Source organism: Aliiruegeria lutimaris (assembly GCF_900099935.1).
Classification (GTDB): domain Bacteria; phylum Pseudomonadota; class Alphaproteobacteria; order Rhodobacterales; family Rhodobacteraceae; genus Tropicimonas; species Tropicimonas lutimaris.
Genome location: NZ_FNEK01000100.1, coordinates 1 through 13692, shown reverse-complemented (window position 1 = coordinate 13692; position 13692 = coordinate 1). Strand labels below are relative to the sequence as shown.

Here is a 13692-nt window from a genome sequence, read left to right as displayed (position 1 = left end):
GTGTTCTTCACCATCGGCGCCATCGGGATATCCCGCACTCCGGCGCGGCTCTTGGGCGCGCCGAGCTTGCCTTGCTCGTCGGCGCGCTGGCGAACGAAGATCACCCCGCGATCGAGATCGACATGTTTCCAGGTCAGCCCACGCAGCTCGGAGACGCGCATGCCGGTGAAGATGGCGGTGACGAGCAGCGCGCGATGGCTCTCCGGGGTGTGCTCGAGGATCGTGCGGATCTCGTCCTTGGTCGGGATGACGCGCTCCTCGGTGCCACGCTTCGAACGCTTCATCTTCACCTCCAGCCCGACATTGGCCGCCATCCATTCGCGCTCGACGGCCTCGGAGAGGATGGAGCGGAAGCTGACCATGACCTTGCGGGTGAGGGCCCGGGAAACGCCGTCATCCAGCAGCTCGTCCATGAAGTCGCGGATATCCGAGCGGGAGAGATCGCTCAGCAGACGATCCCCCATCCTCGGCTCAATATGGATGTGCACGTGGCTGCGATATGCCTTCAGGGTGGCGGCCTCGAGCCCGTTGCGACGGGCGGTCTTGAGCCACGCCTCGCAGGCGCCGCGGACGGTCTTGTCGGTGGATTTCATGCAGTGCTCGCTCAATTCTGGTGCTGAACACATTATAGCAGACGCGGGTCGAACCGTCGGGCTGTTTCCCATGTTTTTCTGTGGGTTGCGTGCGCCGGAATGGCCGTTATGCAGTGCGTGCACGTCTCTGCGGTGGTCTGAGGTGATAAGCTGGAAGGTGTAGCCGGACTTAGCGTTGTATGTCGCGTCCTGCACTTTCCTTTAACGTTGTAACCACATAATTAGTCGCAATGAACGAAGACACAGAGCGCAAGCGTATCCACGGCCACGTCATCCTCACCCATGGCGCGAAGCCGAAAGGCAGTCTCTACAAGCACGCACCGGCCCGGCAACAGATCCTGAACCTCAAGGCGTTTTCCGATAGGCATGACATCGTGATCTCACGATTGACCTTCGACCATAGTCGATCGATCCGAGGGTGGTCTCCTCATTCGCATCCAGGACAAGGTGGCCGACAAGCGCGACAAGCGTACTGGATCGGAAATCGAACTCGCACCGGAGCAGAGACGGACGAGGATCGAGCTGCAAGTCGGGTACGGTGCGTTCGAGGGCTGTGGAGCGATGTATCGGCGCGGTGATGCGGTGAGTGTGCCGAGAGCGTGCAGGACGCTCATTCAGCGCATCTGGTGTCTGCCTGCCCGCAACCCAGCAGCGTGCGCCAGGCGCGCTCTCACAGCCTCTGTGCGCGTTCCGAGTGATTGGACGGGGCGGTTCATTCCCGGGGTGGACAGACGATGTCGAGAGCACGTTTCCATGTCGGCCGATCAGAGCCTTACCTTGATCGACTACGCCGTTGCGGCTCCGGCCTTCGGACTGGATATGGCTCGATTGGACGCGGACTTCGCAGACTGGCGCCGTCGGCGGGCGGTCTATCGCAAAACGCTCCGCGAGTTGGAACCTTTGAGCCCGCGTCACTTCGCAGAACTGCGGATGAGAAGTGCCGAATTCCACTACATTGCTGTCCATTCCGCCAAACGGGCCTGAGGACCGTCCAACCCGAATACCCTTCTCTGCAGGTCAAATTCGGGCTTTGCGACCAAACGCTCGCGCTGGCTCCGGAATTTCATCGTCTTGGCGTAAACGTTTTCTATCCGCTACTCAGGTCTCAAGAGCGGATTGTTGTTCAATCGGACTCATGGTTCTCTTAGGGGGCTCTCATGTCGCCCCTAAAATGGCGTCAGTGACGAAATGCCTTCCCCGGTCCGGTGCGAAGTCGCTGGATCGAAACGCCGGAAGTTGAAAAACAATCGCGCTCACGATGAGCCGAAGGCGATCCCGCGAGATTCCAGAACCCATTCCGCGAGATCAGACAGGATTTCATGTGCGGCACTCTCGTAGGCTGCAATGATAGTCGGTGTGGCAGCGTCGGCCAGGGCGGCCACCCGGGTGAAGGTCCGACTGGTCAGAATAGTGGCATTGTCTTCGCGCACCAATCGGGCAACGAGAGTCATCCGAACCGTTCCCGAGTCCTCATCGGGCAGGATTTCGGCATGGAACTCTGAAAGGTTCGTCACCAGGGCCACATCTCCGGAAAGGGCCAACGGGCTGCGGCCGACATAGCGGAATGCCCCCGTACGCTCGAAGCTTTCGATCAATGCAGACCGTATCATCGAGGGGGCGGTTTCACTCCACCTTGCGTCCGGCAGGTATTGGACCTGAGCCGACGAAGGCCGTACAACGATCCGGTCGGTATTGAGAACACCGCTGGCGGTGGGCTCCTCGATGATGAAATCGATCCCCTGAGGACGCCCGCGCGCCACGGCAAGCGATTTCGGAGCCCGGATATCATAGACATCGAGTGGTTCACTTGCGCGGTTGAGCGCGCCGACGGCAGAGCATCCCGCCAGCGTAATGGAGGCGGCGACGGCAAACAGCGTTGTGCGAAACATGGGAAATCTCATCGTCTGAAGGCCGGTTCATCGCGGCCAAGGAAATAGCGCGCCGGGTCGCGTTCTATCCGCCTCACGAGCCGGTCGAGATTGCCGACAAGTTCACGGGTTTCGAGCGCGAGGCGGGAATACTGGGGCAGTCCCTCGTTTGCAAACGAACGCAGAGGCGGACCGAGGCTTGTCGCGGTTTGCCCGACCTCGTTGAAGGCCGCGTTGGCGGTCTCGGCTGCCCTGCGCAATTCGCTCGTGATGACGGGAAGGTCTTCGGTAACCAGTACAATCGCTGTGTCGAGCCGAGAAAGCGCTGCGCGCAGTTCATTGGTCAACGGGCCGAGGTCTTCGTTCACCAGAAGATCAGCCGAGGTAAGAACCCGGTCGGCGGCCGCAAGCGCGCTGTCTCCGGTCTCCAACGCCGTGTTCAACCGGTCGAGTGTATCGTTTGCGTTGGTGAAGGTCCTAGACACGGAATCGAGCGTGGTGGCGACATTGGCCGAGATCGCGTCGGCCCGTCCTGCAACTGCGGAAAGATCGGTTCCGACCTCTTCGATAACGCGTGCGGCGGTTTCGGTCGCGCCGCGAATGTCCTCGATGATCGCCGGCAGGTCGGTCTCAGCCACCTTGACGGCGGCCTCCACGACGCGCCCGGCATCAGAAATGAAGCTACGGGCCTCGCTCACCAATGCGGCACCGCTTTCCGATACCAGAAGGTCGAACTCTGTCGCGGCTTCCTCTACCGCGACCGCAGCAACCGACATGTCGGCGAGCGTTATGTCGGTGGTCTCCAAGGTTTTATCTGCCTTCAGTATGAAATCGCCGGCCAACGCTCCTGTCTTGCGAAACTCCTCCATCGTGGCACTTGTGTCAGCCGCAAGGCTGTCGATTTGCCGACGGACGTTTTCCGAAGTCGCGGCCAGGTTCTCGACCACGCGATTCAAGTCCCGGGTGATGAAGAGATCGGCCGATGCGAGAGCGGTCTGGCCGCTTTCGAGCACTGCATCGCCCTTGTCCAGCGTGCCCTCGGCCCGGCGTGCGATTTCCGTGATACTGACCAGCGTCGTATCTGCGGTTTCCAGAACACTTGCCGTGGCGGCGGAGATTTCGTCCAGCTTCGCCGTGAAGGCCACCAGTTCATCGCTCGATGTCGCGATAGTGTCTGCGACCGACGAGAAATCTGCAAGAGCCTGCTCGAGATCGCCGGTGGAGCGTTCGAGGTTTGCCAGTACCGTGGATACCCGCGCCTGGTTTTCGGGCCCAAGCAGTTGGCCCAGTTGACGGCTCACCGAGAGCACTTCCTCGACAATCGTCGGCGCATCCTCGCTGATCGCCTGCAGGACCGATCGTCCGGAATTGATCATCGGAACATTGCCTGTCGCAGGCATCGCAAGCAGGGGATCGCGCGGGTCTCCGGCGGACAGGCTCACGAAGGAAACGCCGGTCACCCCCAACAACTCGATGGTCGCAATACTGGTACCGCGAATTGGCGTTTCGGCGGCCACTTCGATGCGCACTCTGACAAGGCCGTTGCCATCCGGCGACAACCTAACATCAACGACCTGCCCAACAGGAAGTCCGGCAAACCTGACGTCCGAGGCGTTGGTCAGACCGGAGACAGTCGAGAAGTCGATATCGTAATAGTCGTACTGCCGATCCAGCTCGACCTGCGCGAACCATACGAAGAACAACAAGAGCCCGATGAACCCCGCGAGGGTAAATGCTCCGACAAGGACATAATTCGCGCGGGTTTCCATGATCTTGGATTAGCCTTTTGCGGGCCGCGCATCAATCGTGCCGCGCGCGGCACGAGCACGCGGCCCGAGGAAATACTCACGGACCCACGGATGATCGACTTCTGCCATCGAGGCAACACTGCCAGTGACCAGAACGCGTTTTTCGGCGAGCACTGCAACCCGGTCACAGACGGCGTAGATCGTGTCTAGGTCATGGGTGACGAGAAAAACCGTGAGTCCGAGCGTTCGGGATAAGTCCCGTATCACCTCGTCAAAGGCGGCGGCGCCGATCGGGTCAAGCCCGGCGGTGGGTTCATCGAGAAAGGCAATCTCCGGATCAAGCGCCAGGGCGCGGGCCAGCCCCGCGCGTTTTCGCATTCCGCCTGAAAGCTCGGCCGGGTACTTGTCGCCCGCGTTCCAGGGCAGGCCCGAAAGGGAGATCTTCAACCGCGCGAGGTCCTCTCGCGTCTCTTTACGGAGATCGGGGATTGTCTTCAGTGGCACCTCGACGTTTTCGAGCACAGTAAGCGACGAAAACAGCGCACCGTCCTGGAACATCACGCCGATACGGTCGCTGACGGCGTCAAGCTCCGCTTCGGTCGCGCTTTGCATGTTCGTGCCGAGCAAGCGGACCGACCCCGCACTGGGTTTGTTCAGCCCCGCAATCGTCCTGAGAAGGACGGACTTTCCCGTGCCCGAGCCGCCGACGACCCCAAGGATTTCGCCCCGATACACATCGAGGTCGAGACCGTCATGAACTACGTGGCTGCCGAACCGGTTCTGTAACCCACGGATTTCAATCACCGTATCCGTCATGTTCAGAGACCGATCTGCTGGAAGAAGATCGAGAAGACGGCATCTGCGAGGATCACCGCGAAGATCGCAGCGACGACGGCCGACGAGGTCATCTTGCCGAGGGACTCGGCGGTCTTGCCAACCTGCAGCCCGGCCTGACAGCCGATGACCCCGATCAAGACGGCAAAGACCGGCGCCTTGACGAGGCCGACGAAGACATTGGAAACTTCGGTTCCGTCGACGAGCCGGGTGGCGAACATGGCCGGCGAAATGCCGAGTTCGAGCCATGACATCAACGCGCCTCCGAAAAGTCCGGCCCCATCCGCGATCAGGCCGAGGATCGGCAACATCAGCACCAGCGCCAGGACCCGTGGGACCACGAGCGCATGACCCGGATCAATGCCGAGCGTGCGCATCGCATCGATTTCCTCGCGCATCTTCATGGACCCAATAGATGCCGTGAAGGCGGAAGCGGTGCGCCCCGCGACGATGATTGCCGTCAGCAGGATGCCGAGTTCACGCAGGATCGAGATCGCGATCAGGTCCACGACGAAGACCTCGGCCCCGAACTGGCGGAGTTGGGCGGAGCCCTGGAAGGCGAGCACGACCCCGATCAGGAACGACATCAGGGCGACGATGGGAACCGCCTGAAGCCCAACCGCCTCGCACTGATGGACCAGCGCTGTCAGCCTGAATTCGCGGGGATGGATCACTGATTGCGCAAGCCGGACGATGAACAGCCCCAGAACACCGGCAAAACGCGCGAACATTACTCCGGAATTGACGACACCAGAGCCGAGCCGGCCAAGAAAACCGGCCAGCCAAGGACCTTCCTTGGCGGAGGGCTCCGGCTCGGGGATGGCTGATGCGATGGTATCGATAATCCGGGCCACATTCGGAGAGGCGCCAGAGATTTTGCACTGTCCTTTTTCTTCAAGGCGTTTCCGGGTCGACAGGATGATCCAAGCAATGCTGGTATCGATGAGTTCGGCGCGCTCAAGGTCGATGAAAACTGGCTGATCGCCGGTCAGCGCGCGCAAGCTCGGCTCCAGATCGGGCAGGTCTCTGATTCCAAGCGTGCCTGCCAGAACGAAACGGATGACACCCATCTCTTTCCTGACTTCAAATTCGCCGCCTGCGAGTTTCCCGAACCTGTCCATTTCCAAACACTGTCACATTGCGAACGGTCTGAGAAGAAACCTGATTCTGCAAGCAGTCCCAGCATTGCCGCGGGAATGCTACACCTTATTTCGAGCAATTAGCTCCATTTCCTAAGAATGCTTTACGGCTAGTCCGAAAGCGTCTGGATGCAAACAGTGTAGTTGCGTAGCCCGAACTAAGGGCGAGTTACGCAATAACGCCATTGGGAAGTAAAGAAGCGCTTCCCTTCCCTATTGCGCGAGGGCAACGCTCAGGGTGGCATTGGGGTGGATAAAAGAGACCCGATGGGGCGCAAGTGTCAGAAAAATATTGAAAAATCAAAATAAGTGGTGCCCGGGGGCGGAATCGAACCACCGACACGAGGATTTTCAATCCATCGGGAAGAAGAGGGCAGGGGGAGTGTTTTTGGATTGCAGCGGCCGTGCACAGCATCCCGCCCGGAGCGTATGTCGTAGCGTGATCGCCATCGGCTTGAATTTCTAAAATTATGTAGCTACGACATAAACGAAAATCGAGTGAGGCGCATATCTAGTGTTGGCTTTGGTGCCTTCAATAGAGGCGACAGCTTTGGACCTTGTGCGTAGTGATATCTTGACGTTGAGCCTCTTTCTCGCGGGTGCAGAAACCTGCAAGAAGGGCGGATTAGGGTCTTTCGCTGCGGATAGCATGATCGACTTGCCGAAGCGCCGGATCGGGGGAGAGAGGAGAGGGGGCCAAAACCCGCGTCGGCCGGTAGGTCAACTATGCGGCGATAGCGACCACTGCAAAAACAGCGCCGACGACGTGGCAGGCGACGCGACCGGCCCAGACCTGCCATTCACCCAGTCTCGGTCATGCTGCGGTGCGGCCCGTCGAACTGGCCGTTCGTGCATGTCGCAGCATTTTGGTAGGCTGAAACGTCGGTGTGCGGGACTCTGCGGTCACTGCATTTGTACCGATGAATGCCAGGTTCGGCCGAACTATCCGGTGGAGTCGTCATCCTCGGTCTTTTGCAGCTTTCTATATGCGGTTGGTGTCATGTCATTTGCGCGGCGAAAGGCTCGGGTGAAATTGGCAACGTCCGTGAAGCCTAATGCAGTGGCGATATCAGAGATTGACCGATTGGTCTCGGCGAGGGCGGCCCGTGCATATTCTTGCCGGACGAATCCGATCTCATTGCTTATACTGGTTCCTTCGGCGGCAAGGCGGCGTTTCAGTTTTTGCTGACTCATCGATGCGAGGGCTGCACATTCCGCTGCGCTCAGAGCGCCTTGCCCAATGTGGGCGCGTACCACTTGCCGAAAGGAATGTACGAATTCACCGACAGTGGCGTCGAGCCTCTCCTTGGGTGCCACACCAGTAGAAATTGTCTCGAACGAAGCGGACAACCAGGCGGAGGGAAAACGGATGCTGAACCCCATCCGGTCGCCCTTCACCGGGTGCATCAGGTCGAATTCCGGTGGCAGGGCCGAAGGATCGCAGACAACAACGGTCACTCTCGATGGGTCCACCTCGTCCCGAAGCGCCCGCCGGAGAATGGCCCAGCCGAGAGCCACCATGAAGGCGTCGTTCTGAGCCGGCAGGATCGTCGGCTCAAAGGTTCGCGTTTCGCCGAAGACCGCCACCTGGCCGGTAATGTTGAGGTATTCGGTGGCCGAACTTGCAATCTCGTTGGCCCGTGCGATGAAGATCGACAGGTAGTCTCCGACGGTGCTCGCCCGCGCTTCGGCGTCCGCCAGAACCGGCCAGCCGCCGAGATCAAGCTTGCTCCCGACATGCGCGCCCAGAAAACTGTCGTTGGCCACAACGGCCGCATTCTCGATAAACTGCGTGGCGACCATGACATGGACCGACAGGTCGGGGTCAAGGGTCACCTCTTCGATCAGGCCGACGCTTTCGAAGACGGGTTCCGGGTCAATGCCACGTTCGCGGAGTTCACTCGCAAACGGGCGAAGAAGGCTCAGTTTGACGAGTGGCAGCCTGTGGGTCATTGATTCGATATCCGCACTTCCAATTGCAAGCAGCATAGGATCCGACGGCAACGGGAATAGGGAAAAACTCTCGAGAGCAGTCTGAATGGGTAAAAAACCTGCCCTCAGTGACCTCCACGGACAGAAGCGGGATTTTTTTGTGCGTTAGGATGTCTCTCAGCCAAGCGCCCCGCAAAGGGGTCTGATCCAACGGGAGATGTATATGATGAGATTCCTTGCCTCGGTCGCCGGCCTTGCTCTGGTCGCCGGGATTGCAACGACCGCTTCGGCGCAGGACGACCGACCGCGCCAGGTGCTGTTTACCAACGTCAATATATTTGACGGTGTGAGTGAGACCTTGATCGAGAACGGCTCTGTTCTGGTCGAAGGCAACCTGATCAAGACGGTTTCGACGGAGGCCATCGAAGTACCGAACGCGGAGGTCATCGACGGTGGCGGCAGGACGCTGACACCGGGCTTCATCGAGGCTCACGCGCATTTGGCGCTGATGGGGCCGTCCCTCTCCGCTATGGAGGCAAATTCGACTTGGGAAGACTTCGGCATTCATGCCACGCGGATGGCGGAGATGTATCTCATGCAGGGATTCACGACGGTGCGCGACGCGGGCGGCGCAAATGGCGGCCTGCGGCGCGCCATCGACGCCGGCCAGATCGTCGGTCCGCGTCACTACGCTTCGGGCGCATTCATCAGCACGCGCGGCGGCCACGCCGACTTCGCCAATTTCACATCGCCACCGGGGACCGACACCAATTTCAGCCGCCTGAACATGGCGCAGGAAGTCAGCGGCGTGGACGATGTCTACTTGTTCGGCCGCAACAACTTGCGCATGGGCGCGACACAGCTGAAATTCATGCAGTCGGGCGGGGTCGTTTCGGCCTTCGACCCGTGGCAATTGCTCGCCGGATCAAAGGAAGAAATCGAAGCCGCCGTTCAGGTTGCCAGTGAATATGGCACCTATGTCATGGCGCATTCCTACCGCAAGGAAGCGATCATGAGCGCACTCGAAGCGGGTGTAATGTCGATCGAACATGGTTTTCATTTCGATTGCGAGATTGCGGCTTTGATGAACGAAAAAGGCGCGTACCTCACGACCAACTTGACCGCCTTCGACCCGGGTCTACTGGACGTACCGGCGGTCAAGAACCAGCCATCCAGCCTCCGGAAAGCGATATCTGCATCGGCAACCTTCGAGAACTACATTCCGAACATGAAGGAATGCCCAGTCAAACGCGCCTTCCAGACGGATTGTGTTGGCTCGGTCGAGGCGTGCAACATCCAGATCGCCTATGAGAAGTATCTGGGCAACGAGTTCTTCGGCCCCTACACGTCAATGGTCACCCTGACATCGACGGGTGGCGAGCTCGTGGCGCTCAGCGGTGACTTCACGAATCCCTACCCGGAAGGAAAGCTCGGCGTGATCGAGGAAGGCGCTTATGCGGATATCCTTCTGATCGACGGCAACCCGCTGGAGGACTTCTCGGTAACGGGTACCGGCGACAAGTGGTTCGATGCGGAACCGCGGCCCGAGAGCCCGGAGACGATCCGGATCATCATGAAGGACGGCGAAATCTACAAGAACACGCTGAACTGATCGAGCATCGGGGCGGTTTCCTATCTCGGCCGCCCCGCCTTTCTTTATTTGAATGGAGAGCGAAGCTTCCGGGTGTCGCGACCGTTTTCCTGTCAGACTTGGAGTCGCGACCCTGAAACATCTCAGCCCCTGCATTGCCGTTCTGGCGTTGGTACCCTGTGCAATTCAAGCGCAAGTGGGCCCCAATATTGACGAGCTCGCCAAGGAGTTGGCCAATCCGGGCGCGGCGAATGCCACGCTGAACTTCAAGTTTGAGTACCGGACATTTGACGGCGACCTCCCGGGTGCCGACGATCAGGACAGCCTGACCCTGACATTCCAGCCGGTGTTGCCCTTCAAGCTGCCAAACGGCAACAATCTGATCTTCCGCCCTGCGTTTCCCTATGTCTGGGATCAACCCGGCTTCAACGCTGAGGAATTGGCGTTCGAGAACGTCGATTCCTTCGGAGATATTCCCTTCGATCTTCTCTACTCTTGGCAATCCGGGGCCTGGACACTGGGCGCTGGGATCGTCGGATCAATCCCGACCTACACCGATCTGTCGTCGGAGAACTGGACCCTCGGCCCAAGCTTTCTGGCGGTGAAGACCTTTGACTGGGGGGTGGCCGGTCTGTTTCCGTTCCATAACGAGAAGATTGGCGGCAACGGCCCGGAGACGTCGATCACCTCGCTGCAATACTTCCTGTTCTACGGACTTGGGGACGGATGGCAGATTGGGACCGGCCCCACCAATAGCTATGACTGGAACGCTGACACCGACGATGGCTGGACCGTTCCGATCGGGCTGACCCTTGCCAAGACGGCAGCAATCGGCAAACAGCTGGTGAAACTCAATCTCGCTGTCGAGAAGAACGTGATCGCCCCCGACAGCTTTGCGTCAGACTTGAAATACACATTCCAGATCAGCCCGGTGGTCAAGAACCCCTTCCAGCCCAATCCACCTGCATCCCCGATTGACCCGGCCACACGCGCGGCGCTTCTTGCGCCCATCAGATAGGAGTGCACATGCGAATCTTTCTCGCCGCCTTTGGGCTGGGCATCTTGGCAAGTGCTTCGATGGCCGACAATGCGCAGATCGGCTGGAGCGATCTGCTCGATGCCTCTACCCAGGTATTCGAAGACCCGTACCGCGACCTCTCGCCAGGCCAGCTTGACGACCTGGTAGAGGTCGCTCGCTTGCGTCAGCAGGTGGCAGCCGGTGATCCCTCCGTATCGGCCCAACTGGCCGCGCGCGAAGCCGAATTGGCCGAGAATGGCGTTGATGCAGAGTGGCTGATCTCGCAACGTTGGGTCGTCGCAGAGCGTCGGGAGCAGGCAGCTTCTGCCGGCAACCCGGAACTCGATGGTGCGGAGGTGACGATTTCGGGGTTCGCAATTCCCGCTCCCCCCGAGACCGACGGCACATCCGTCGTCTATCTCGTCGAGCAGCGCGGCATGTGCAGCCACATGCCTCCGCCCATGCCGAACCAGATGATCCGTGTGCGGCTTGTATCGGACTGGACCCCCGAATACATGCACCAGCCCGTCAGCCTGACCGGTCGGCTCCATATCCATCCGACGCAAGAGGTCTTTCGGGTGGTCGATGGCGAAGTGCCGATGGCGGCGACGTGGCGGCTGGATGCCGTCGCGGTGGAAACCTACTCCGCTGCGCCACTTGCGGCAGATGCCAGCTCGGAATGGGTAGACCAACTCCGTGCGAAGCTGAAGGCGAACAAGGCCCAGACCGGCGAGTAGGAGACCCCATGTCGAGATCCACATACGGGGCGGCGACGTTGCTCGCCCTGTCGCTGCTTCCGAATGCCACATTGGCCCAACAGGGCCTCTCTGGCCCGTCATCCGTCGAAGCGGACCTGACGCCCGACGATGGGCTGACCGATCCGCAGCCGCGCACAGAATTTCCACGCAACGTGCTGCCGGGGTACTTTTCCTGGAAGGACGGTCTGGCCGAGAACGGCTTCCGGTTCAACCTCGACTACCTTGCGCTCGGCCAGTGGAGCGACAGCGATCTGGGTGAAGGAGAGACGGGCGGCGGCGTACTGCGTTTCTACGGCAACTGGCAGGCCACCGAAAACGGGTCGTTGACTTTCAAAATCGAGAACCGGCGGGCCTACGGTGACATTGCCCCGCAGTTCTTCGGCTTCGATTCCGGCGCGTTGTCGATCACTGGCACCGCCTTCAACGACAACGGCACGATGCTGACAAACCTGTTCTGGACCCAGCGTGATCCCGAGGGCCGATGGACGGTCCAGATCGGCCAGCTCGACCTGACGGATTTCGTGGACGTCTACGGCCTCGTCAGCCCCTGGACCTCGTTCCAGAACCTCGCTTTCAACACCAATCCAACGATCAACGTGCCCAATCCCGGCCTCGGGATTGCGGGCGGTGTGAAGCTGGGTGAGAATTTCTATGTTGTGGGCGCGGTGGCCGACGCGAAGGGGGACCCGACAGAGCCGAGTTTCGATGTGTTCGAAACCGGCGAAACGTTCAAATCCATCGAGATCGGCTATACCAGCGGCACCGACCGGATCTATTTCGATAATATCCACCTGACCGTCTGGCAGTCGGACGCAGCCGAGGATGGCAGCCGGGCCGAGGACAAAGGCGCGGCCTTCTCCGCCGCCTGGTTCATCGACAATACATGGATGCCGTTCCTGAGGGCCGGCGTTGCCGAGGGCACGGCCGCGCTCTACGAACGCTCCCTCTCCACAGGTTTGGGATGGTATCGTCGGAACAATGATCTCGCCGGGATTGGTCTAAATTGGGCCGAGGCGAAAGATATCGACGAAACCCAGTTTACCACCGAAGCCTTCTACCGCTTCAACATTTCGCCCGATCTCCAGATCACTCCCTCGATCCAGTATATCCGCGACCCGCTGCTCAACCCCGGCCAGGACGACCTGACCATCCTCGGCCTGCGGGCAAGGATCGTATTCTGAAGTGCCGCATTGAATTCGTCAGAAGCAGTCGCTCAAAAGTGACGTAGGAAATGTCCAGAATGGGCTCGGAGCCGTCGTTCGCCGCGCGAACCACGAAGGTCAGCTTCAGAATAGGTAGCCGTTCGCTGCGACACGCACGAACTCACACTGTGCGGACATTCCGGTCATTTGGTCAATTGCTCTGAAGGAGTGAGAACTGCGCAATCCTGCCGTTGGCAGGTCACGGCACCTCGCACACGCAGCATGGTTTCCGACCGTCGTGAACGGCCCCAGGACGAAGCCGCTTCGCGGCATTGGCGCCCGCATCAGGTGTTACGCGCCGATCTGACTGCCACGCTTTGTTGATGGGGCTTACGGCCTGACGATTGGGGTCTTCTCAATCGACAGACAGGAGGCTCCCATGACGGAGGAGAGAACCACGCCGCTGCGTGAGCGGATGATCGAGGACATGCGTATCCGCGGGATGGGCGACAAGGCGCAGAAGGCGCATATCCGGGCGATCAAGGATTTTGCCGCGTTCCTCGGTCACTCGCCGGACACGGCCACGCCGGAGGAGCTTCGGGCGTACCAGTTGCACATGGCCGACACGGGCGTCTCGCCGACGACCTTCAACGCCCGGATCGTGGCGCTGCGTTTCTTTTTCGGCATGACCTGCGGCCGCGAGGACATGAAACGGTACATGCAATTCCGCACCGAGCCGCGGAAGTTGCCGGTGGTGCTCAGCGTCGAGGAGGTGTCCGACATCCTGATGGCAGCGCCCGGGCCGGGCCTGAAGTACCGGGCCGCGCTCAGCATCTCCTATGGCGCCGGGCTCAGAGCGGCTGAGGTTTGCGCTCTGAAGATCGGCGATATCGACAGCGACCGGATGCTGATCCATGTCGAGCAGGGCAAGGGCGGCAAGGACCGCAAGGTCATGCTGTCGCCGGGATTGCTGGACCTTCTGCGCGACTACTGGTGCGAGGCGCGGCCAGAAGGCTGGCTCTTCCCCGGAAAGCCGAAGATCAACCAGATCTCGCCCCGGCAGTTGAAC

At 60.0% G+C, this 13692-nt stretch carries 13 protein-coding genes; 6 read left to right on the top strand and 7 right to left on the bottom strand.

The features are described 5' to 3' along the window. A partial coding sequence (locus BLR85_RS25635) for a tyrosine-type recombinase/integrase (protein WP_170844766.1) occupies positions 1-593 on the bottom strand: 593 nt, incomplete at its 3' end. 221 nt (positions 594-814) lie between these two features. Further along, positions 815-961, bottom strand: a complete 147-nt coding sequence (locus tag BLR85_RS29680; protein ID WP_212635167.1) for a hypothetical protein — start codon at positions 959-961, stop codon at positions 815-817. Positions 962-1346: 385 nt separating this feature from the next. Between BLR85_RS29680 and BLR85_RS29675 the strand changes: the two genes are divergently transcribed. Then, positions 1347-1577 (top strand): hypothetical protein, encoded by a 231-nt coding sequence (locus tag BLR85_RS29675; protein WP_093164173.1) that lies wholly within the window; start codon positions 1347-1349, stop codon positions 1575-1577. 269 nt (positions 1578-1846) lie between these two features. On the opposite strand, the gene BLR85_RS25625 is transcribed toward BLR85_RS29675, so the two are convergent. The 5 genes from BLR85_RS25625 to BLR85_RS25605 all read right to left on the bottom strand — a co-directional run bounded on the left by BLR85_RS25625 (position 1847) and on the right by BLR85_RS25605 (position 8135). After that, positions 1847-2482 (bottom strand): ABC-type transport auxiliary lipoprotein family protein, encoded by a 636-nt coding sequence (locus BLR85_RS25625; protein ID WP_170844765.1) that lies wholly within the window; start codon positions 2480-2482, stop codon positions 1847-1849. A gap of 8 nt (positions 2483-2490) precedes the next feature. Continuing rightward, complete coding sequence (locus tag BLR85_RS25620; RefSeq protein WP_093164167.1) at positions 2491-4230, bottom strand: MlaD family protein; 1740 nt, start codon at positions 4228-4230, stop codon at positions 2491-2493. A gap of 9 nt (positions 4231-4239) precedes the next feature. Beyond that, the gene (locus BLR85_RS25615; protein ID WP_093164164.1) at positions 4240-5025 is read right to left on the bottom strand and encodes an ABC transporter ATP-binding protein; all 786 of its coding nucleotides are present in this window, start codon (positions 5023-5025) and stop codon (positions 4240-4242) included. Positions 5026-5027: 2 nt separating this feature from the next. Further along, positions 5028-6113: an ABC transporter permease gene (locus BLR85_RS25610; RefSeq protein ID WP_170844764.1), complete on the bottom strand. Its 1086-nt coding sequence runs from the start codon at positions 6111-6113 to the stop codon at positions 5028-5030. A gap of 1011 nt (positions 6114-7124) precedes the next feature. After that, on the bottom strand, positions 7125-8135 hold the full coding sequence (locus BLR85_RS25605) for a helix-turn-helix domain-containing protein (RefSeq protein WP_170844763.1): 1011 nt from the start codon (positions 8133-8135) through the stop codon (positions 7125-7127). Between the two features lie 202 nt (positions 8136-8337). On the opposite strand from BLR85_RS25605, the gene BLR85_RS25600 reads away from it, so the two are divergent. The 5 genes from BLR85_RS25600 to BLR85_RS25580 all read left to right on the top strand — a co-directional run. Further along, positions 8338-9726 carry an amidohydrolase family protein gene (locus BLR85_RS25600; RefSeq protein ID WP_244520877.1) on the top strand — a complete coding sequence of 463 codons (1389 nt, stop codon included), beginning with the start codon at positions 8338-8340 and terminating at the stop codon, positions 9724-9726. A gap of 175 nt (positions 9727-9901) precedes the next feature. Then, positions 9902-10723 (top strand): hypothetical protein, encoded by an 822-nt coding sequence (locus tag BLR85_RS25595; RefSeq protein ID WP_068317274.1) that lies wholly within the window; start codon positions 9902-9904, stop codon positions 10721-10723. Between the two features lie 8 nt (positions 10724-10731). Further along, the gene (locus BLR85_RS25590; RefSeq protein ID WP_093164154.1) at positions 10732-11460 is read left to right on the top strand and encodes a DUF3299 domain-containing protein; all 729 of its coding nucleotides are present in this window, start codon (positions 10732-10734) and stop codon (positions 11458-11460) included. A gap of 8 nt (positions 11461-11468) precedes the next feature. Beyond that, the gene (locus BLR85_RS25585) at positions 11469-12662 is read left to right on the top strand and encodes a carbohydrate porin (RefSeq protein WP_093164150.1); all 1194 of its coding nucleotides are present in this window, start codon (positions 11469-11471) and stop codon (positions 12660-12662) included. A gap of 400 nt (positions 12663-13062) precedes the next feature. Next, positions 13063-13692, top strand: a 630-nt coding sequence (locus BLR85_RS25580) for a tyrosine-type recombinase/integrase (protein WP_093164176.1), incomplete at its 3' end; no start/stop codon positions are given.